This window comes from Bradyrhizobium sp. MI1.4 (assembly GCF_055811315.1).
Genome location: NZ_JBVVPP010000045.1, coordinates 1 through 17,754, shown reverse-complemented (window position 1 = coordinate 17,754; position 17,754 = coordinate 1). Strand labels below are relative to the sequence as shown.

Here is a 17,754-nt window from a genome sequence, read left to right as displayed (position 1 = left end):
CAAGAGCTGTCCTTACCGACAGCGCGCACAGCATCCCCGAAGCGGATCTACTGCTACGAGGCGCGCTGATCACGAATCGGGGAGCGCGAGCTGGGCACCTGGATGATGCACTGATTTACGCGGAATAATTCGGAAGAGTCGCCGCGGACGTCGCGACGACTCTTCGTGGCCACAGCACATCAGGACGACTTGGCCTTTTCACGGGCTGCTTCGACTGCATCGATCCCGGTCTGCCTGATCCGATCCAGAGCCTCGCCGCCGGTATCGGAAACCTCTGCCAACAGCGTGTCGGAGTTTTCGCGCAACGCCTGCGAGACGGCACCAACACGGCTGTTCAGGTCGGCCTTCACAGCATCGCTGGTCTCTCCGACATACTCATTCTCGATGTCGGTTGCTCTAAATGCCCCTGCGACTGCAGCGCCGATGGCCAAGCCGACGACGCCAAGCACCAGCGGTTGCTTTTCGAGCATATCAGACAACGACGACTTTGCTTTTGAGACGGCTTCGCCGCCCGGAACCTGGTCGCCTACTTTGGCGAAGCCGTCCCGCACCATCTCTACGCCGCTCTCAAACTGGGCCCTCATCTTGTCGGCGGTGTCTGACAGAACGCTGGATGCGGCGCCCTTGGCTGACCGCAACGTATCGTCGCCATCGAGTGACCCTACGTGATCCATTTCGGGCGCCGTGGGAGGCGCCGCAGTGCGCTGGAGCGCCGATGCCGTCGTCCGCATCGTGCTCACTCCGCTATCGACCACACCGGACGCGGCAGCCGCCGTGGACCGAGCCGCGCCCTTGATCCTGTCGTCACCAGCCATAAGCCACAGCGCGCCGCCTCCAATAAGGACGGCGGCGAGGGGATTTTCCTTGGCCGCTGCGACCAGACTATCGAAAAAGCCAGTTTGCGTGCTGCTCATCGGACCATTCCCTTCACAGTGTCCTTGTCCTTTTCCAGCTGCCGGATGGTCTCCCGCGGCGCAAGATTACGGGCGTCCAGCCGGTTGATGCCGACCGCAAACAGCACGCCCGCGATGGCGCCAGCGACAATCGCGGATGTCAGGTAGGAAAGCGGTTGAGACCATCCCGCGGAGATCAACGCCGCGGACAGCGCCAACAGCGCCATCACAAGGGCAGGGATCACCAGGAGAGCGCCACCCGCAAGGAGGCCTGCTGCTCCCGTTATCTTCTGCGCTCTGTCGCTGAGTTCAGCCTTGGCCAAGTCGATCTCGTTCTGGAACAGCTTGGCGAACTGGCCCATCGCTTCGGCTACCAGCGTGGAGATGGTCCGAAGATCGTTCTGGCTTGTCTCGATATCATGCTGAATGGTCATGACACGCTGCCGCCTTTGAAGGACGTTGTTCGCTGCGGATTGTTGCCGGGCGCCGATGAGCCCTGCATTGATGCGTGACCGGCCTTGGCGGAAGACGTGGTTCCGCGCCATTCGTCGCCCTGCGTCGAGGACGTTCCACTGTTCGTTCCAGGCCGCGATGAAGGCGAGTCACCGCCGGAGGCCTTCAAGAAGCGGACGGCGGCGAAACCGGCGAGCACCGAGACGCCGAGGAAAGCGGCTGGCTGACGCTTCGCGAAATCGGTTGCGCCATCGAGGAGATCGCGGAAGCTGCCGTTGCGGATCTTCTCGGCGGTATCTTCAACATAGTCCGCGGCGGAGTTGATGCCGCGGGCGGCAAAAGGCACATCGCTCTCGAAGGCGCGAGCCGCTTCCCGAACATTACCGGCAAGTCGCTCAATGAACTCGGCTCCAGTCCGCTGCTGCTCGCGTGCCTGGCCGCGAATCTGGTCCATGGTCCCCGAAGCAAGGTCCTTGGCCGCATCCCCGGCTTCCTTGAACTTGTCCTGGGCGATGTCAGCGGTTGCCCGGAAGGCCTCGTCGGCCCGCTGCTTCACAGTCGCTCCAGCCTCCGCCATTTGGTCCTTCAGGTTTTTCGGAGAACCCGCGTTCCGATCTTCATTTGAATTCGTGCCTCTGCTCAGGTCGAGATCGCTCATGGTGTGTTCCTTCAGGTATTGGAATTGCGGGAGGGATTGAAAGCGGCTCCGACGACGTCGTCGGCGGCTGTCTTGAGCGAGTCAGCGAGGTTCTGAGTCATGCGGCTGGCATGCTCACCAAGGCCGGCCTCGGCGACTCTGCTTGTTGCCGCGTCGGCTGCCGACATTGCGGCATCTTTGGCCGCGTCAAATCCGGACTGAGCGGCCTCGGCGGCGGCCCGCTTCACGCCGTCGCTCGCCTGGCTCATGGCCTTGGCTTCAACCTTGGTTTCCGGAAGAGCGGCTGCGATAATGGCTCCGATCGCCACCCCAAGACCGGCGATTAGCGCGGCATTATCGCTAATGATCGCGCGAGCTTGTTCGGGCGCCCTTCCGGCAGCGTCCTTAGCTGCGGAGGCACTGTCCTTCGCCGCATCCACCCCGCTCTTGAGCTTCTCGCCAATCGTCTCGGCGGCCTGGGAGGCCCGTGCGCGTAAATCCGCCGCGAGACCGGCAGTCGAATCTTGCGCCTCGTCGGCCATGCTCACGGCCTGATTGCGGGCGGAAGATAGTTGATCCCTGAGATCGCCTTGCATGGCGCGCGCTCGATCCGCCATGTCCTCGAAAACCTCGCCCGCCTTGTCCATCGCAGGGCCGGAAACCTCGGAGGCGCGGTCTCGCACGGTTTTCGAGGTGAGCGCCAAGCCGGCACCGATCATCAAAAGCGGCAAGGGGACACCGCGCGCCAAGCGTAGAAGTGGAATCGCCACGGCGGTCCCGGCGGCCACTGCCTGCATAGGGTTGTCCATGAGCTGCTGTTTCAGTCCGTCGACCCAGCCCTTTGTCGTATGGGTGACGTAGTCGGATACTTCCGACTTGATATGCTGCGGCGAGACCTTGTGGCGGATGTCCTCGGCCGTCTCGGAGACCTGCTCTTTCAGCCGATCGACCGTAGCAGCCAACTGAGCGCGACTTCGCTCGGACTCACGTCTTAATTCCTCCACGGACCGCGTCATCGCATCACCCTCTCTCGCTTTCTCGCTTTTCGGATTTCTTGTATTCAAACTCACGGTTTTTTGAATTGTTCCTATGACCCGCTTCGCAGTGGAGTCGATCCACAGAGCGCACTTGGGATGGGCGAGAGCGCGACCTGATCTTCGTCAAAGTCGAGACCGCAATACAACTCAGGAGCCATTAGCGGCAGCTGCGATAGGAGTAGATATCAGCCAACGGGCGCAGGTGGCCTTATGGTCTACCCCACGTGCGGCCCGGGCGTCGACCTTCGTCCGTGGTGTGCACCGCTACTGCAAGCCCTTCTTGTCATAAGCAGCTCAATTCTGGTGCCGAAGAGGATCGAAAGAGTCGGAGCTGTGATTGAGGATCCTACTGGCTGAGCGCCAGGAACGAACCAGCTGAACGTCAGCCGATCTCCGGTCAGGAAGAGTGGCGCACATGAGCTCTGGACGATCGCCCAGCGGCATCTAGTCAGCTTCTGGACTCGCCGGATCGGGGGCAGAAATCTGCAGTCCCGCCTCGTTGAGAGCATCCGCAATTTGCTTCGCGAGCAGCTTGGCTTCTTCAATTCCAATTTTTGCGTCTGGGTGATGTGCAAAAAATGCGCAAATGGTCGTGGAGATAATCGTATTCACCTGGTGCGGATCAATCATTCTGCGGCACTCGAAAATGCCGCTGCCTATCGCGCGACAATTAGGATGGGTTTAGTGAGGGGAGGTCCGGCTCTCATTGCGATGATGATCCAATCGCTGCAGGTCGCCCTGTTCTGCGGCGACCGACGGGGACACGCCTGCTGGGTATTTTTCCGAAAGTACGCCAAGGGCACTCCTAGAAGCGCTATTTGCCTCCCAACGCTAAAGACGTTGCGCGGAAGCTCTCAGGCGCCAAGCCGAAGTGGCGCAAGTTTGATGTCCTTCTAGCGCCGACGTGCCACGGCGACGCCGAACAGGAAAGCAACGAACAGGCTGGCAAGCGGTGCTTCGCGCGTGATTGCGGCGACGGTCGCGAGGGGATTTCCAGGCTTCCGTGCGTCGTCGATTGCAGAGGTCATGCGGTCGATGGCCGCATGCAGGCCACCTGCGACTTGACCAATGGTGCGGGATACGTCCGTCGCGGCATCAATGGCGCGCTCGGCCATGCCCGGATGGGAAGTGGACTGCGGGATCTCCGTGCTCAAGCGCGCGACCTCCAGGCTGATCATGTGACGGAGGCCGATACCTTTGGCTATCCGCGCGAGCGCTCGTTTTGAACAGCGGGTCAGATGACCTTTGGCTATCCGCGACAGGCGCCGTGGTTTTACGGCGGGTACCGGCCTTGAATGAGCAATTCGGCGCGCAAGCTTTTGTTCCGAGATGATGCGCCCCTGCGCGGACCGCCCCCCGTGAAACGACGGATGCGAATCTCTGTTAGGCTGGCTCAACCTTGCTGATCTCAGGAGACAGCTGTGACCGACCGGACCACGACGGATCGAGCCCGGCGCATCGCCTTGCTCGGCGCTCCCATCGACATGGGGGCTTCGCAGCGCGGTACCCTGATGGGCCCTGCGGCGCTCCGCACCGCCGGCCTTGCGACACTGCTCGAGAGCCTGGATTTCGAGGTCGTCGATTATGGCGATCTCTCGGTGGCCGAGCTCCGGGACCTCGCCGACAGGCCCCCAGACAAGGCCAATCACTACCGCGAAATTCAGCGCTGGACGCGCGTCCTGAGCCGCAGAGGCTACGAGATCGCAAAAACCGGCGCGCTGCCGATTTTTCTCGGCGGCGATCACACGCTGTCGATGGGATCTGTGAATGCCATGGCGCGTCACTGGCAGGAGCGCGGACGCGAGCTGTTCGTGCTCTGGCTCGATGCACATGCCGACTACAACACGCCGGAGACGACGATCACCGCCAACATGCACGGCATGTCGGCGGCATTCCTGTGCGGCGAACCCGGCCTCGACGGATTGCTCGGCGATGATCCCCGTGCCCCGATCGGTCCCGATCGGCTCGACCTGTTCGGCGCGCGCTCAATCGATAAGCTCGAAAAGGAGTTGATGCGCACGCGCCGGATCAGGGTTGTCGACATGCGCCAGATCGATGAGTTCGGCGTCGCCGTGCTGATCCGCCGCGTCATCGAGCGCGTCAGGGCTAGCAACGGCGTGCTGCATGTCAGCTTCGATGTCGATTTTCTCGACCCCTGCGTCGCACCCGGAGTGGGCACGACGGTGCCGGGCGGCGCGACCTATCGTGAGGCGCATCTGATCATGGAGCTTCTGCACGATTCCGGCGTGGTCGGATCAGTCGACATCGTCGAGCTCAATCCGTTTCTCGACGAGCGTGGCCGCACCGCGCGCACCGCGGTCGAACTGATCGGCAGCCTGTTCGGCCAGCAGATCGCCGACCGGCCGACCCCGAGCAATGCGATCGCGCCGGGCGAGTGACGGACGAGCCGTTTGTGCATTGCGAAGAAGATAACCGCCGTCGCCGCCACCGGATTTAGATCAGTCCAGATGGAAATCGCCTGTTTTTGAAACAGGTGCGAATTGCAAATGCTCGTCGCAGAATGTTTCATGTGGGTCGCGCTTCAGCCGAGGGTCCGCAAATGAGCCGCACGTTCGATGCCGACGATAAACCCGCGGGGACGACTCGCCGCCGCTTTCTGCGCGGCGGTGCTGCGGTGGCGGGTGGTACCGTCCTGGGCGCCCGCGCATCGGTTGCCGCCGAGACCGACAACCTTCCACCCAACATTCCCGAATGGATGAAGGCGCCCGGCGAACCGATGGGAAGCCAGCCCTACGGCGCGCCGTCACCGTTCGAGAAGGGCGTCGTCAAGAACATCTCGAAGACGCTCAAGCAGTACATCTCGGCCTCCAGCCGTACGCCATTGCAGGAGCTCGACGGCATCATCACGCCCAACGGACTGTTCTACGAGCGGCACCATGGCGGCGTTCCGACCATCGATCCGGCCCAGCACCGGTTGATGCTGCACGGGCTGGTCGAGCGCCCGCTGATTTTTACAATGGATGATCTCAGGCGTTTCCCGTCGGAATCGCGCGTCCACTTTCTCGAATGCTCCGGCAATCCCGGCTACAGCAAGCCTTACGGCAAGACCGCGTCGGACCTCGTGGGTCTGGTCAGTTGTGCAGAATGGACCGGCCTCAGCCTCAAGCTGGTGCTCCAGGAGGCCGGATTGAAGCCGGATGCCAAATGGATCGTCGCCGAAGGTGCCGACGCGGCTGCGCTGACGCGCAGCATCCCGATCGAGAAATGCCTCGAGGACGCCATGCTGGTCTACAGCCAGAACGGGGAGCGGCTGCGTCCGCAGCAGGGCTATCCGCTGCGGCTCTTCCTGCCGGGCTTCGAGGGCAATATGAGTGTCAAGTGGCTGCGGCGCCTGCATGTGACTGCGGAGCCGGTTTACTCGCGCGAGGAGACCTCGAAATACACAGACCTGCTGCCGGACGGCACCGCGCGTGAATTTTCGTTCTACATGGAGGCGAAGTCGATCATCACGCGGCCCTCGGGCGGCCAACGTCTGAGCGCGCCCGGCTTCCACGAGATCACGGGCATCGCCTGGAGCGGGCATGGCAAGATCGCGCGCGTCGAGATGTCCGTGGACGAGGGAAAGAGTTGGCAAAGCGCGCAATTGCAGGAGCCGGTGCTGACGCGTGCGTTGACACGCTTTCGCTTGCCCTGGCAGTGGGACGGAAAGCCTGCCGTGATCCAGAGCCGTGCCATCGACGAAACCGGCTATGTGCAGCCGACGCTCTCCGAGTTGCTCGCGGTGCGCGGCGAGAACTATTTCTACCACAACAACGCGATCTGGCCTTGGCGCATCGCGGCTGACGGCGAGGTGACCAATGCGCTGGCGTGAGACTTGCGGCATTGCTGTCGTCATCGTGCTGTGTGCGCTCGCAAGCGGAGCGCAAGCACAAAGCCTGTACGGCCTCGGACGGCCCGCGACGGCTGCGGAGATTGCGGGCTGGAATATCGACATCGGGCGCGACGGCAGCAATCTGCCGAAGGGAAGGGGCTCGGTGAGCCATGGGCGCGAGGTGTTCGCGCAGCAATGTGCATCGTGCCATGGCGACAAGGGCGAGGGCGGGCTGGGTGACCGGCTCGTCGGTGGGCAGGGCACGATCGCAACGCCAAAGCCGGTCCGCACGGTCGGCAGCTATTGGCCGTATGCGCCGACGCTGTTCGACTACATCCGCCGCGCGATGCCGCAGAACGCGCCGCAATCGTTGAGCGATGAAGAGGTTTATGCGGTGTCCGGCTACATCCTGAACCTGAACGGGCTGGTGGGGGCGGATGCGACGCTCGATGCCAAATCGCTTGCGGCTGTCAAAATGCCGAACCGCGACCGGTTCGTCGGCGATACGCGGCCGGATGTGAAACACTGAGCGCCTTGGGACGACCAGGTTCCGTATCCGCTTGGAACTTGCCTTGGCCAAGGGCGGAACTCGCAGGACGCGATTGCATTAACCTGTGAGAGGAAAAGCCTATGGATTCCACGATGGCAACGGATCGCTTCGCAAACTCCATGTCCTCAGCGCTTCGCCATCCCGGCGTAATCGCGTTGATTGTGGCCGCGTTGACGATTGCTGCGATGCTCATCGTCGATCACGGACCATGGAATCGGGCCAAAACGCAGCCCGCCCATGTTGCGATGTACGCAACCACGGGTGAAGCCGCGCGGGCCGCAGGTGCCAAAATTCTCCCGACCGAACCGCACTCCCCGATCGAGCCGGAGCGGCCGGGGCCGAAGACGTCCCCAACCGTCAATCCAGTGACGCCGTAAGACGCTCTAGCCCTTGCGGCCGTAGTTGAGCAATCCGCCGGTGGTCTTCGGCGGATGCGCGCGCAGGGCTTCCTCGTTCGGATCGGTGCCCCAGCCGGGCCGGTCCGGAATGACCAGATGGCCGTTCTGAATGTCGGGCTCATGCGTGAACAGTTCGCGGTCCCACGCCAGGCGATCGATGTCGATCTCCATGATGCGCAGGTTCGGCACGGCGGCGCAGAAATGCGCGTTCATCATCGAACAGAGATGGCCGTAGAAATTGTGCGGGGCAACGTTGACCTCGAATGCTTCCGCTGCGGCCGCGATCTTCATCGACTGCCAGACGCCGTTCCAGGGCGTGTCGATGATCGCGACGTCCATGGCCTGCTCGCGGAAATAGGGCAGGAATTCCCGCAAGCCCAATAGCGTCTCGCAGGACGAGATCGGATGCGGGCTTTGCCTGCGGATGTAACCGAGCGCTTCCGGATTGAAACTGTCGATCTCGATCCAGAACATGTCGAGGTCCGCGATGGTGCGCAGGATCTCCAGATAGCCCTCGGTCTTGGCGTTGAAGTTGCAGTCAAGCAGCATGTCGACGTCGGGGCCTGCACCGTCCCGGATCGCTTCCAGATGCATGCGCAGATCGCGCAGGATTTTGCGATCGACGTTGATCTCGGGAGCGAAGGGCGAGCCGAAGCCCGGTCGCCAACCGGTCGGTTTGCCGTCATCATAGGAGAAGATGTTGGTCTTGAGCGCGGTGAACTTCTTCTCGCGGACCTCGCGTCCGATTGCCTTGACGCCGTCGAGGTTCTCAATCGGCGGCTTGTACCAGGACGGGTGATTGATCCGCCACGTTGCGCAATGCGACCAATAGACCCTGACACGGTCGCGGACCTTGCCACCGAGCAGTTCGTAGCAGGGCACACCGAGACATTTCGCCTTGGCATCGAGCAGCGCATTCTCGATCGCGCCGAGCGCCTGCGCCACCACGCCGCCGGCGGCAGGGCGGGTGGCCGCGAACAGCTCGGCGTAGATGCGCTCGTGCCGGAAAACGTTCTGCCCGACGACGCGGGCAGACAGGCGCTGGATCGCAGCACCGACGCCGGGCGAGCCGAAGCCTTCGTCGAACTCGCTCCAGCCGACGATGCCGTCCTCGGTCGTCAGCTTGACGAAGTGGTAGTTTCTCCAGCCGGCGTCGCAGGCGAGAATTTCGAGACTTGTTGCTTTCGACGATTTGGTCATGTCGCTCCCTGTTGCCCGGCTGGGCTTTTTTCTTTGGCGGGCGCAAGCCCGGGTCCAGCCACGATTGTTAGGCTAACGGCCTTGCGCAGTGAAGCCTGGCGAGGTGTGCAGGGAAGCCCCTTCCGAACGTTCTATCGAGAAACGCGGGGAATCTGGTGGGGACAGCCATGATCTTGCCCGGGATCGTCCTGAAAAGGCGCCATGCTCTGACTTTTTTGGCCACAATCGGGATCGACCCTCCGGCCATGAGATTTCTGGCTGTGATTTCGATCCTGGCGCTGCTCACGATGAGTGGAGCCGCCATTTCAGATCAGTTTCTGACGGCCGATCAGCACGTCGCGCACGGGGTGGAATAGCGCGGCGGGCGTATACGTTTTTGTCTTGGGGGAGACAGCGATGCTTTCGATCGACCAATTCCTGCGCTTCATCAGCGTGCCGGCCGTGTTCGCGGCCCTCGTCATCGCCTCGCAGATCTCGGCAGCCTTGTCGCAAGGCAAAGGCTAGTCAGCCGATCAATGACGAGCCGAGCAGGGCGAGCACAGCCAGCGCCATCAACGCGGTGCCGAGCCAGCCCAGCGCGACGAGCCATGACCGGCCCTTGAAGCGACCCATGATCGCCTTGCTCGAGACGATCAGCATCATCATGGCCATGATCGGAACGGCCACGATGCCGTTGAGCACCGCGCTCCAGACCAGCATGTGGATCGAGTCGATGCCGGTGAACCCCAGACCGAAGCCGATGATGGTGGCGGCGGCGATGATGGTGTAGAAGCCGACCGCCTCGTCGGGCTTCGCCTCCAGCGTCGCGCGCCAGCCGAAGATCTCCGCCACGCCGTAAGCGGCCGAGCCCGCCAGCACGGGAATTGCGAGCAGGCCGGTGCCGATGATGCCGATCGCGAACAGGGCGAAGGTGAAGTCGCCGGCGAGCGGCCGCAGCGCCTCGGCGGCCTCCGTCGCCGAGTTGATGTTGGTGACGCCATTCGCGTGCAGCACCGAGGCGGTGGTGAGGATGATGAAGAAGGCGATGCCGTTGGAGAGCAGCATGCCGGAGAGTGTGTCGGCCCGGATGCGCGCCAGCTCGAGACTGCCGCCGCGCTTCAGCTCGCGCAGCGGCTTGTCGCGCTTGCCCTGGTTCATCTCCTCGACCTCCTGCGAGGCCTGCCAGAAGAACAAATACGGGCTGATCGTGGTGCCGAGCACGGCGACGACCATCATGAAATAGTCGGCGCTGACATTCGTCTTCGGCCACACCGCCGCGAGCAGCGCCGTGCTCCACGGAATCTTCACGGTGAAGGCGGTCGCGACATAGGCGAACAGCGCCAAGGTGAGGAATTTCAGCACCGGCGAATAGCGCCGATAGGGCAGGAACACCTGCAGCAGGGTCGAGCCCGCCGCGAAGATCAGCGCGTGCTCGTGGTTGAGGCCGCCTATCACCAGCGAGAGCGCCTCCGCCATCGCGGCGATGTCGGCGGCAATGTTGAAGGTGTTGGCGGCGACCAGCATGGCGACGAGCGACAGCACCGCCCAGCGCGGCGCGATCTGCATGACGTTGGCCGCCAGCCCCTTGCCGGTGACGCGGCCGATCCGGGCGCTGACGAGCTGGATGGCGATCATGAACGGCGTGGTCAGAAATACCGTCCAGAGCAGTCCGTAACCGAATTGCGCGCCGGCCTGCGAATAGGTGGCGATGCCGGACGGATCGTCGTCGGCGGCCCCGGTGACGAGACCCGGCCCCAGCCTCTGCAACAGCGACGGTGCGGATTTCGTGGGGCTGACGGCATCGTCGGTCATGGCAGGAGGGGTCTCGGTCGGGGCGCGTCCTTCACAAATGCTAATGAGGGAACAAGGTTCCCCGGCTGCGGGTAGGGCGCGCCTCGTTGATTTCTGATAAAGCTAATTTCGTTTGACTCGTCGGGCAAAACACCTGTATAAGTGCATCATCGAAGAATACCCGGTGCAGCGTTTGCACGCATTCCGAGCGCGACCGGACTGCGATGGCCGGCCAGTGCGCAACCCGCGCACCGGCGAGACGTTTGTCTCCTGAGCGCGTGCGGTCGGGGCTATTTGATGCTGACGAACATGCCCCAGGCGCCGGCCAGCGCGGCGCCGGCAAAGACGATCAGCGGGTTGTTGCAGAACGTACTGCCATAGGTGCACATGGTGACGCCGAACGAGCCGATCTCGTGATGGCTCGCGGAGTAGAACAGTCCCGATAGTACCAGCAGCGCGGTGGCGACGTAATACATCGATGATCTCTCCGGCCCTTTCCCGATTGCGTTGGTCGCAGGGGACATTGTCCAGCATGGCGCGAACCAATTGCATCCTGGCGAACCCGCCCTGCTGCATTTGAACTAAAGTCGACCAATCCAGGGAGATGCTGTCCCAGCGGGCCGCAATCTGGACGTGTGATCGGGGCCAGAACATCTGCGCGGGAACTGTTGGACGCGCTCTCCATTAACGAACACGAACAGACCAATCGAGGGGAGGGGCCCATGGGCGCCGAGCGGATGCACCCTCCGCGGTACTGGCGGATGCGGGCGGAAGAATTTCGCACCAAGGCGGACAATTGCGAATATCGCGAGACGCGGGACGTGCTGCGCAAGGTGGCGCAAAACTACGACGAACTGGCCCGCCGCGCCGCGCGCATCTGCACCGTCGAGAGCCTGGATGAACTGCGGGGAGAGCCCGCCAACAGCAAGCCGGTTTGATCGTTCAGGGCAAACCCGCTTGATGGTTCAGGACGAAGCCGATGATCCGCGCGCGCGATCATGGGGCGTCGTAGGCCGCAAGCGCCACCCGCGTGATAGGAACGAATGTACACTTTGGTACTTTGGAACTCAATCCTCCAACGAGGGATGAGATGAGCAGTGAACAGCAAGCAGGCCCGGCAACGCGGCCGGATCAATATTACGAGCCGGGGCCGGCGTGCCCCAAATGCGAGAGGGGCACGCGCTGCCTGACCTCGATCTTCGACGTGAGGCGCGAACGCTCGGTCCTGATCTATCGGTGCGATTCGTGCCGCGAGGACGTCTGGATCTGAGCGAGGCACGTCCTCGGGGTCGGCCCGCTTGCGGGATGGCGCGCTGTAGATCTCATGGAAACAACGCATAAGAATGTCGGATAGGAACTTCGCCTGTTTCGCTCACTTGTCGCCTGCACCGATCACGCAAGGCGAGACAGCTTCCGACCATGCAATCACGCTACCCGTTGTTGAAGAAGTGGACAGCGGAAGAGCACGAGCGGCTGAAGGCGTTGGCCGAAGCCGGTTGGCGGCCGGACGAGATCGCGGGCGAACTTGGTCGCAGTGAAGCCGCGGTGAGGGTGCGCGCGTGGCAGCACGGCATCGCGCTGCGCCTCGTCACGCAGAAGCGCGGACCCTGAAGACCGGCTGGGTCGAAGGCGGGCATCCCGCCCTGTGTTCACTTATGAACGGTCCTCAATCGTCTCTCGACGTACTCTGCGAATGGGCAGAAACACGGGAGCTTGTCATGCTCACCCGCGAGGACTTCGAGACGGATCTCGACCGGCAGAAAATGCACCAGCTCGATGCAAGCCAAACGACACGACAATTGCTGCGCCGTTCGCGGGAGCAGATCGCGGCATCGATCTCACTGCTTCAGCAGCAAGTTCCGAAGATCTGGCACCCTGAACCTCCAGAACGATAGAAACCTCTTCCGCCGTTCCCGCGTTTGCGCGCATGGCGGATCAAGACACCAGGCAGCGGCCAATTTGTGCTGCGTGCAACAAACCCATGACATTCATCGACGCGGTGAGTTCACCGGACGGCGCGATGGCCATCTTTCGGTGCTCCCAGTGCAACAAGCTGTTCTGGGAGACGCCCAGGCGAGACCAAAGCCAAAGCCAAAGCCGAAACTAAGGCGTCGAAAAGAAACGGCCCCAGCCCGGGGGGCGAGCTGAGGCCGTGGGGGGCGCCGGTCGTGCATCCGGACCGACGCGCGAATAACTTTTTGATCCCAGAAGCTGTTCCTATTTCAGGCGAGCGTGGACATCGCGCGCCGCGACGAAACACGCCTGAAACAGTGCTGAAACCCGATTGTCTCGAACGCCCCGCCCGTTGCGCCCGACCAACCTAGCGAAAAGGAGATCATCATGATCCAGGTCGGTTCGAAGGAAGAAGTCGCGTTTTTGCTGGCGCTGTTCGGCACCCACACCCAGCCGGTCAAGCGGCCGGCGAAATCGCGGCAGGCGTGAGGCGCTGATCCCATGCCAGGCTTGGCCGAATGCCAGAGCCTCTTGCGGCTTCTGATCGCAAGGGGCGACCCGAAGGCCATCCCGCTCGCGACCGGCGCCATCGATCAATATCTGAACACCGCGCCGGTGTGCATGCGCGGCCGTGGCCTGCGCGTGCTCCAGCGCGACGCGCTCGACCAGCATGGCACTGCGGTGGGCGTGCAGCGCTCGTTCGCGGAAACGGTGGATGCCTACATCGTCGGGAAGCTTGCGGAGGAGTGAGGGGGCCGAATGTCGTTTGGCCCTGTCGCTTTCGGCTTCCTGAAGAGGCACGAACGCGGCAGGAGGGAACCGCGAAGTTCCCGGAACCCATTGATCCCGCATAGATTTTTTCGCGACTTCCGGAAACCTTTGTCCGCTTCGGACCTATTAGGGCAAAGGATGCTGCAATGCCCCGATATTATTTCGATCTGCGCGACGACACTGGTGTAGCGCTCGACGAGGAAGGCTTGGAGCTGGCCAGCTGGCGCGCCGTTCAGGCGGAGGCCGCCAAGTCGGTCGCGGACATGGCGCGCGATGCTATCCTCTCCGCGCCTGCCGCGGGCGGCAGGCAGACAATGGCGATCGACGTTCGCGATGCCAGGGGTCCCGTGATGCAGGTCAAGTTCTCGTTCGCGATCGAGACCTTCAGGACGCCTGCGGCATCACGCGATCATTGACGCGTGAGAACGCCGGGCGGGGATGACTCGGGCTCGAGCACGGCGATCTTGCGGCCGAGCTGCCAGACCTCGACCTTGCCGTGCCGCGTGAACTGCTGCGCGAAGGTGAGGGCGATCGCATCCGACGCGGCCTCGAACGCTTCGGCGGAGCGGAAGACGCCGTTGTCGCCGACCAGGTAAGCGCGATATTGCTGGGTCATGTCGGCGGCCTCAGCCCTGGCGATTGCAGCCAGGCGGCAATATGCATGGCGGTCTCGTCCTGCCGCGCCTGGCGCAGCAGCATCTCGCGGCGGCGCCCCGGCGCGAGCGTGCGCGCCTCCTCGCGCAGCCGCGCGGCCTCCGCGGCGAGCCGTTCGTCGAGTGTCGTGGTCTGCTTGAATCGTCGTCGCTTCTGCATGCACGTCTCCCTCGTTCGCGTGGGGGCGGGAGCGCTGTTGGGCGTTCTCATCACCGGCAGATGCCAATGGATAAAGCTTACAGCCGTCGTCTGAGAAGAAGACATATCATATGATATGTCGGTGGATTAAATTGCGAGAGCAGGTCCAGTGGTTTGAGCCGGTTACTCAAGTTGAGGCAATGTTCACTTTTGGACAGAAGCGAGCTGAGCTGGCGCGGGAAGGGACGCGCCGAATGATCAGCGTGGAATGTGTGGTCTCTGCGCCGGCTCGAGCGCTGCCCAGCTCAGTGCAGCAAAGCCGATGTCATCGTCACGCGCGAGAAGATTTCAGACCAACGTGCGTGTGGCTCGCCACCCGATGCGGGCGAGAGGATGAGTTGACAGTGTTCGCGTTTGTTCTAGCAAGGCAAAAATTCACCTCGGGGCGAAGAGCAGTGTATCTGATCTCGCTCCCAAAATTTGTGCGGGGTAGCCGATGAGCAATTCACTGCTCGCTTTGGTCCTTTTGGACACGCCGGCAACGCCGGACATGGCGGCGCTTGCGAAGGCCCTCCGCGCTCGACATCCTGAACTGGCAACTGAGGTTGCAGAGAATGGAGACGCGCAACAGGCTCAGGCAAACTCGCCGCTCATTCGCTGTGGCAACGAGCTTGTTGCCGTCATGTCGATGCCGGCGCCCATTCCTGACGATCCCGGCTTGTGGTCGCGCGCTTCCACGACATGGCCGCAGGCCAAGGCGGCCGCGGCGCGACATCGAGGGCATCTGATCGTCTCTGTGCTTGGCCAAAATCAGCGTCCGTTGCCCGCCGCTCGTCTCACGACTGCCGCTATCGGCGCATTGATTGCGACGGTGCCGGAATGTTGCGCTGTTGTATGGAATGGCAAGGTCGCACGATCCGCCGATCTATGGTTGGACATGTCCAGCCGATCGTTTGCGCCGTATCCAGACTATCCTTCCTCACTGTGGGTGGACATATTGCCGTTCCGATCAAAGACAGGCATCGGAGCGGTAACGATGGGGCTGTCAGCATTCGCTGAGCGTGAAATCGAGTTCGAGACCCACAAGCTGACACTTCCCACGCTGGTCAATAAGGTGGACGGTCTTGCCGTCTATCTGGTTGAGCACGGGCTTGTGGTCAAAGACGGCGATACGTTTGGTCGCGACTCGCGCGAGCGCTTCTCGGCTCGTTATCAGGCCTCCGATCGATTCGAAGGCTTGCCCGTTCTTTTCTGTACCGATGGTTCGGCATAATTGACTGTAACGATACGCGGAGAGAGTTGCGCGCGTCCCATTCAGGATACGTCATTTGACACGTCGGGCAAAACACTGGCAGAATGGCATGATCGAGATGAATTTGGATCGAGCCCGCGGGGGTTGCCGCGGGCTTTTTTGTTGGCAGTTGATGGCCGTTCTTCGTCGTGCCCCAATGGGCATGATGTTCAATGGGTCGTAGTCATGGGCGCGGATAGGGCAGTTTCTATTGCGAAACGACCCAGAGCGCGAAACCACAGCTTTTACGAAATGGGTCCCTACTACAGCGTGGGAGGCAAAGGGGGGATTGGCTCGAGGACGAAAGTATCCTTCCTCCGTACAGGGTATTCCGTCTGCCGGCTTCTACCGCGCCTGCGCGGTTCGTGTTTGATAAATCGGCTGGCAGCTTGCCAATTGACCTGGAGCCCTACTACGGCTGGTGGCTCATTTCGGGTCGGACAAAAGCAGTATTGGAGTGGCTTGATCCGGAGGCCTTTGTGTTTGTGCAATGCACGGTGCGAGTGCCGCATGGTAGCTACGATGGCCCGGACTATTGGATCTGCGATGTTGTTCGCGTCCTTGATGCACTTGATGAAGCGCAATCGCGTTTGACCATCCGAACTGAGGACGATCCTCGCTCCCTCAAATTTGGAAAGAAGGTCTACTTGACCATGCTTGGCTCCAAGCTGATCTTTACAGAGGCTGCAGTCGGCAAAGCGCATATCTTTCGTATGGCTCATAGCGAGGCTGACGTCGTATGCGATCAAGACATGAAGGATGCCTGCAAGTCGGCCGGTCTGATGCATAGTCAGTGCAGGCCATACTAAACTGTCGGGGCAGCTCAATCCTGGGGACACATACCGTGCAGATTAAGCTACCCGAAACGGACCTCAAATCAGCCCAGAGCCTCCTAACCATTGAACTCAAGGATGGTAGCGGCCAGCACGTGGGCCAATACTTCTTCGGAAAGGGACACGGCCGAACGGTTTTCCTGTTCGGCAAGTACAAGGGCGCCTTCAAAACACACGCTGAGTGTCAGGCCTTCGTCGACGGCGTTCTTGCAGTGCTCTTCCCCTGAGAGAGGGTAGCAGCGACTGCCCTGAAAGGAGTGGAATGCTGGCGAAGGAAGCTCGCCGAAGCGGAGATACCAGATCGATAGAGGTTTGACATGATGCCTCCAGAACAGACGGGTGCGACCCCTTTACTGCGCGACCACACCCTTGACGCCCACATGGCGGCTTCTTCGACCTTGGTCTTGGAAAGGTCGAACTCGCGGATCGGGTTGCCATTGGGCGCGAGAAAGGCGATCAGATCGAGGAACGCGGCCTCGGCCGCCCTGATCTCGCCTATGCGCGGGCGCTTGCGGTCGTTGAGTTCGACGCCGCCCAGCTCGGTCACAGCCTCGCTTGCGTCTGCCGGCGGCGCCTGATCGGCCCGCATCTCCGGAGGCTTGGCGTTCGTCTTCGCGTTCATGGTTGCCTCTCGTGAGGTTAGAGGAAGTCACCGCCGAAATGATCTTCGAGCTCGTTGTCGCGGCGGTCGTAGATCACCAGCGTTTTGAGTTTCTTGGGCCGGACTTACTTCTGACCAGCAGCGGATCGACGCGATTATCCAACGACGACGTGATGAAACCGGCGCGCATCGAATGTCCGGAGAAGGCCGCCTCGTCGAGGCCGGCGGCCACGATCGGGCTTCGCGATCCGCGCGACGGATCTGTGGGACTGGGCGCCGACGGGGCCGTGTCAATCGACTTCGCGGAAGACGGGCCCGACCGAGCTGCCAATGGCCGAAAGGCGGGCAATCTCGCATCGATCGTCAAGGAGAGCTGTTTGTAAGTCCGCCCCATGGCAACACCTCCAGATGGAAGTGTTGCACTTCGTTTGTGAACTCAGGAGACCTTTCCGCCTCGAGATAGGCCCGCACCGCGGCCATCGGGTCGACGAAAGCGCCAGGAACCACTAGTCTGCAACTTCAGTCGAGGATCTCACCGGGACCGCCCTCGGAAAGAAAATAGCCGTGAGGTTGCCGATCAACAAAGGACTCGATCTGACGCCTGCGCAGTGGACTGCAGCTGGTGCCGGGCTTTTTAGTGGTCGTGGCTCGAATACTTGTCTTCGATGTGTTTCGGCATGGAATAAGGACCCCGTTTTCGGGGTGATCGGCATCCAATCGGGACCCCGGGATAAGGGTCCACA

26 protein-coding genes are annotated in these 17,754 nt (G+C 61.9%); 14 read left to right on the top strand and 12 right to left on the bottom strand.

The window, feature by feature from the left end; all coding sequences use genetic code 11:
- Positions 1-179: 179 nt before the first annotated feature.
- The 6 genes from AC0L23_RS31150 to AC0L23_RS31125 all read right to left on the bottom strand — a co-directional run bounded on the left by AC0L23_RS31150 (position 180) and on the right by AC0L23_RS31125 (position 4,198).
- Positions 180-914 carry a hypothetical protein gene (locus AC0L23_RS31150; RefSeq protein ID WP_368507381.1) on the bottom strand — a complete coding sequence of 245 codons (735 nt, stop codon included), beginning with the start codon at positions 912-914 and terminating at the stop codon, positions 180-182.
- Positions 911-1,327, bottom strand: a complete 417-nt coding sequence (locus AC0L23_RS31145) for a phage holin family protein (RefSeq protein WP_085361068.1) — start codon at positions 1,325-1,327, stop codon at positions 911-913. The genes AC0L23_RS31150 and AC0L23_RS31145 overlap by 4 nt, the downstream gene beginning before the upstream one ends.
- Complete coding sequence (locus AC0L23_RS31140; protein WP_473357727.1) at positions 1,324-1,923, bottom strand: hypothetical protein; 600 nt, start codon at positions 1,921-1,923, stop codon at positions 1,324-1,326. The genes AC0L23_RS31145 and AC0L23_RS31140 overlap by 4 nt, the downstream gene beginning before the upstream one ends.
- A 92-nt stretch (positions 1,924-2,015) precedes the next feature.
- Positions 2,016-2,999, bottom strand: coding sequence for a DUF3618 domain-containing protein (locus tag AC0L23_RS31135; RefSeq protein WP_473357726.1), 984 nt, complete (start codon positions 2,997-2,999; stop codon positions 2,016-2,018).
- A 465-nt stretch (positions 3,000-3,464) separates the two neighbouring features.
- Positions 3,465-3,650 carry a hypothetical protein gene (locus AC0L23_RS31130; protein ID WP_247789793.1) on the bottom strand — a complete coding sequence of 62 codons (186 nt, stop codon included), beginning with the start codon at positions 3,648-3,650 and terminating at the stop codon, positions 3,465-3,467.
- Between the two features lie 263 nt (positions 3,651-3,913).
- Positions 3,914-4,198, bottom strand: a complete 285-nt coding sequence (locus AC0L23_RS31125; protein ID WP_473357725.1) for a hypothetical protein — start codon at positions 4,196-4,198, stop codon at positions 3,914-3,916.
- 243 nt (positions 4,199-4,441) lie between these two features.
- Between AC0L23_RS31125 and rocF the strand changes: the two genes are divergently transcribed.
- From rocF to AC0L23_RS31105, 4 genes are all read left to right on the top strand, one after another.
- Positions 4,442-5,419 (top strand): arginase, encoded by a 978-nt coding sequence (gene rocF / locus AC0L23_RS31120; RefSeq protein ID WP_026232832.1) that lies wholly within the window; start codon positions 4,442-4,444, stop codon positions 5,417-5,419.
- A gap of 161 nt (positions 5,420-5,580) precedes the next feature.
- Positions 5,581-6,852, top strand: coding sequence for a sulfite dehydrogenase (gene soxC / locus AC0L23_RS31115; RefSeq protein WP_085395295.1), 1,272 nt, complete (start codon positions 5,581-5,583; stop codon positions 6,850-6,852).
- On the top strand, positions 6,839-7,381 hold the full coding sequence (locus AC0L23_RS31110; RefSeq protein ID WP_085395293.1) for a c-type cytochrome: 543 nt from the start codon (positions 6,839-6,841) through the stop codon (positions 7,379-7,381). Before soxC ends, AC0L23_RS31110 begins: the two co-directional genes overlap by 14 nt.
- Positions 7,382-7,482: 101 nt before the next feature.
- A complete protein-coding gene (locus AC0L23_RS31105; protein WP_018454872.1) occupies positions 7,483-7,779 on the top strand; it encodes a hypothetical protein in 297 nt (98 codons plus the stop codon).
- A 6-nt stretch (positions 7,780-7,785) separates the two neighbouring features.
- Here the strand turns inward: AC0L23_RS31105 and AC0L23_RS31100 are convergent, their stop codons facing one another.
- On the bottom strand, positions 7,786-9,000 hold the full coding sequence (locus tag AC0L23_RS31100) for a mandelate racemase/muconate lactonizing enzyme family protein (RefSeq protein WP_473357724.1): 1,215 nt from the start codon (positions 8,998-9,000) through the stop codon (positions 7,786-7,788).
- Between the two features lie 167 nt (positions 9,001-9,167).
- On the opposite strand from AC0L23_RS31100, the gene AC0L23_RS31095 reads away from it, so the two are divergent.
- Positions 9,168-9,356 (top strand): hypothetical protein, encoded by a 189-nt coding sequence (locus AC0L23_RS31095; RefSeq protein WP_085350650.1) that lies wholly within the window; start codon positions 9,168-9,170, stop codon positions 9,354-9,356.
- Between the two features lie 148 nt (positions 9,357-9,504).
- Here AC0L23_RS31095 and AC0L23_RS31090 read toward each other — a convergent pair whose 3' ends face one another.
- Both AC0L23_RS31090 and AC0L23_RS31085 read right to left on the bottom strand, forming a co-directional pair.
- Complete coding sequence (locus tag AC0L23_RS31090) at positions 9,505-10,791, bottom strand: NRAMP family divalent metal transporter (RefSeq protein ID WP_085384814.1); 1,287 nt, start codon at positions 10,789-10,791, stop codon at positions 9,505-9,507.
- Between the two features lie 269 nt (positions 10,792-11,060).
- On the bottom strand, positions 11,061-11,246 hold the full coding sequence (locus tag AC0L23_RS31085) for a hypothetical protein (protein WP_473357723.1): 186 nt from the start codon (positions 11,244-11,246) through the stop codon (positions 11,061-11,063).
- 246 nt (positions 11,247-11,492) lie between these two features.
- Between AC0L23_RS31085 and AC0L23_RS31080 the strand changes: the two genes are divergently transcribed.
- From AC0L23_RS31080 to AC0L23_RS31055, 6 genes are all read left to right on the top strand, one after another.
- Positions 11,493-11,708, top strand: a complete 216-nt coding sequence (locus tag AC0L23_RS31080; RefSeq protein ID WP_085384813.1) for a hypothetical protein — start codon at positions 11,493-11,495, stop codon at positions 11,706-11,708.
- Positions 11,709-11,860: 152 nt separating this feature from the next.
- On the top strand, positions 11,861-12,040 hold the full coding sequence (locus AC0L23_RS31075; protein ID WP_085350653.1) for a hypothetical protein: 180 nt from the start codon (positions 11,861-11,863) through the stop codon (positions 12,038-12,040).
- Positions 12,041-12,189: 149 nt separating this feature from the next.
- Positions 12,190-12,381: a hypothetical protein gene (locus AC0L23_RS31070; RefSeq protein WP_027519295.1), complete on the top strand. Its 192-nt coding sequence runs from the start codon at positions 12,190-12,192 to the stop codon at positions 12,379-12,381.
- Positions 12,382-12,488: 107 nt separating this feature from the next.
- Positions 12,489-12,665 carry a hypothetical protein gene (locus AC0L23_RS31065; RefSeq protein ID WP_166517529.1) on the top strand — a complete coding sequence of 59 codons (177 nt, stop codon included), beginning with the start codon at positions 12,489-12,491 and terminating at the stop codon, positions 12,663-12,665.
- 559 nt (positions 12,666-13,224) lie between these two features.
- Positions 13,225-13,473 carry a hypothetical protein gene (locus tag AC0L23_RS31060; RefSeq protein ID WP_085350655.1) on the top strand — a complete coding sequence of 83 codons (249 nt, stop codon included), beginning with the start codon at positions 13,225-13,227 and terminating at the stop codon, positions 13,471-13,473.
- A 167-nt stretch (positions 13,474-13,640) separates the two neighbouring features.
- Positions 13,641-13,910, top strand: a complete 270-nt coding sequence (locus tag AC0L23_RS31055; RefSeq protein ID WP_085361079.1) for a DUF6894 family protein — start codon at positions 13,641-13,643, stop codon at positions 13,908-13,910.
- Here the strand turns inward: AC0L23_RS31055 and AC0L23_RS31050 are convergent.
- Positions 13,904-14,110: a hypothetical protein gene (locus tag AC0L23_RS31050; protein WP_085361080.1), complete on the bottom strand. Its 207-nt coding sequence runs from the start codon at positions 14,108-14,110 to the stop codon at positions 13,904-13,906. The genes AC0L23_RS31055 and AC0L23_RS31050 overlap by 7 nt on opposite strands.
- Entirely contained in the window at positions 14,107-14,307 is a 201-nt protein-coding gene (locus AC0L23_RS31045; protein ID WP_018454858.1) for a hypothetical protein, read from the bottom strand. Before AC0L23_RS31045 ends, AC0L23_RS31050 begins: the two co-directional genes overlap by 4 nt.
- A gap of 475 nt (positions 14,308-14,782) precedes the next feature.
- Here AC0L23_RS31045 and AC0L23_RS31040 point away from each other — a divergent pair, with 475 nt between their 5' ends.
- Together AC0L23_RS31040 and AC0L23_RS31035 are read left to right on the top strand one after the other, a co-directional pair.
- Positions 14,783-15,559, top strand: a complete 777-nt coding sequence (locus AC0L23_RS31040) for a DUF4261 domain-containing protein (protein WP_085384810.1) — start codon at positions 14,783-14,785, stop codon at positions 15,557-15,559.
- 326 nt (positions 15,560-15,885) lie between these two features.
- A complete protein-coding gene (locus AC0L23_RS31035; protein WP_085357207.1) occupies positions 15,886-16,386 on the top strand; it encodes an imm11 family protein in 501 nt (166 codons plus the stop codon).
- Positions 16,387-16,594: 208 nt separating this feature from the next.
- On the opposite strand, the gene AC0L23_RS31030 is transcribed toward AC0L23_RS31035, so the two are convergent.
- Positions 16,595-17,032: an Acb2/Tad1 domain-containing protein gene (locus AC0L23_RS31030; protein WP_085395280.1), complete on the bottom strand. Its 438-nt coding sequence runs from the start codon at positions 17,030-17,032 to the stop codon at positions 16,595-16,597.
- A gap of 38 nt (positions 17,033-17,070) precedes the next feature.
- On the opposite strand from AC0L23_RS31030, the gene AC0L23_RS31025 reads away from it, so the two are divergent.
- Positions 17,071-17,394, top strand: a complete 324-nt coding sequence (locus AC0L23_RS31025; protein ID WP_473357722.1) for a hypothetical protein — start codon at positions 17,071-17,073, stop codon at positions 17,392-17,394.
- Positions 17,395-17,754 lie beyond the last annotated feature (360 nt).

Excerpts from the sequence above, each read along its gene's own strand:
- AC0L23_RS31150 (WP_368507381.1), bottom strand. The coding sequence starts at position 914 with ATGAGCAGCACGCAAACTGGCTTTTTCGATAGTCTGGTCGCAGCGGCC.
- AC0L23_RS31140 (WP_473357727.1), bottom strand. The coding sequence starts at position 1,923 with ATGGCGGAGGCTGGAGCGACTGTGAAGCAGCGGGCCGACGAGGCCTTC.
- soxC (WP_085395295.1), top strand. The coding sequence starts at position 5,581 with ATGAGCCGCACGTTCGATGCCGACGATAAACCCGCGGGGACGACTCGC.
- AC0L23_RS31090 (WP_085384814.1), bottom strand. The coding sequence starts at position 10,791 with ATGACCGACGATGCCGTCAGCCCCACGAAATCCGCACCGTCGCTGTTG.
- AC0L23_RS31075 (WP_085350653.1), top strand. The coding sequence starts at position 11,861 with ATGAGCAGTGAACAGCAAGCAGGCCCGGCAACGCGGCCGGATCAATAT.
- AC0L23_RS31060 (WP_085350655.1), top strand. The coding sequence starts at position 13,225 with ATGCCAGGCTTGGCCGAATGCCAGAGCCTCTTGCGGCTTCTGATCGCA.
- AC0L23_RS31030 (WP_085395280.1), bottom strand. The coding sequence starts at position 17,032 with ATGAACGCGAAGACGAACGCCAAGCCTCCGGAGATGCGGGCCGATCAG.
- AC0L23_RS31100 (WP_473357724.1), bottom strand. The coding sequence starts at position 9,000 with ATGACCAAATCGTCGAAAGCAACAAGTCTCGAAATTCTCGCCTGCGAC.
- AC0L23_RS31105 (WP_018454872.1), top strand. The coding sequence starts at position 7,483 with ATGGATTCCACGATGGCAACGGATCGCTTCGCAAACTCCATGTCCTCA.
- AC0L23_RS31135 (WP_473357726.1), bottom strand. The coding sequence starts at position 2,999 with ATGACGCGGTCCGTGGAGGAATTAAGACGTGAGTCCGAGCGAAGTCGC.
- AC0L23_RS31050 (WP_085361080.1), bottom strand. The coding sequence starts at position 14,110 with ATGACCCAGCAATATCGCGCTTACCTGGTCGGCGACAACGGCGTCTTC.
- AC0L23_RS31065 (WP_166517529.1), top strand. The coding sequence starts at position 12,489 with ATGCTCACCCGCGAGGACTTCGAGACGGATCTCGACCGGCAGAAAATG.
- AC0L23_RS31095 (WP_085350650.1), top strand. The coding sequence starts at position 9,168 with ATGATCTTGCCCGGGATCGTCCTGAAAAGGCGCCATGCTCTGACTTTT.
- AC0L23_RS31045 (WP_018454858.1), bottom strand. The coding sequence starts at position 14,307 with ATGCAGAAGCGACGACGATTCAAGCAGACCACGACACTCGACGAACGG.
- AC0L23_RS31040 (WP_085384810.1), top strand. The coding sequence starts at position 14,783 with ATGAGCAATTCACTGCTCGCTTTGGTCCTTTTGGACACGCCGGCAACG.
- AC0L23_RS31125 (WP_473357725.1), bottom strand. The coding sequence starts at position 4,198 with ATGATCAGCCTGGAGGTCGCGCGCTTGAGCACGGAGATCCCGCAGTCC.
- AC0L23_RS31085 (WP_473357723.1), bottom strand. The coding sequence starts at position 11,246 with ATGTATTACGTCGCCACCGCGCTGCTGGTACTATCGGGACTGTTCTAC.
- AC0L23_RS31130 (WP_247789793.1), bottom strand. The coding sequence starts at position 3,650 with ATGATTGATCCGCACCAGGTGAATACGATTATCTCCACGACCATTTGC.
- AC0L23_RS31055 (WP_085361079.1), top strand. The coding sequence starts at position 13,641 with ATGCCCCGATATTATTTCGATCTGCGCGACGACACTGGTGTAGCGCTC.
- AC0L23_RS31110 (WP_085395293.1), top strand. The coding sequence starts at position 6,839 with ATGCGCTGGCGTGAGACTTGCGGCATTGCTGTCGTCATCGTGCTGTGT.
- AC0L23_RS31025 (WP_473357722.1), top strand. The coding sequence starts at position 17,071 with ATGATCTTCGAGCTCGTTGTCGCGGCGGTCGTAGATCACCAGCGTTTT.
- AC0L23_RS31080 (WP_085384813.1), top strand. The coding sequence starts at position 11,493 with ATGGGCGCCGAGCGGATGCACCCTCCGCGGTACTGGCGGATGCGGGCG.
- AC0L23_RS31145 (WP_085361068.1), bottom strand. The coding sequence starts at position 1,327 with ATGACCATTCAGCATGATATCGAGACAAGCCAGAACGATCTTCGGACC.
- AC0L23_RS31070 (WP_027519295.1), top strand. The coding sequence starts at position 12,190 with ATGCAATCACGCTACCCGTTGTTGAAGAAGTGGACAGCGGAAGAGCAC.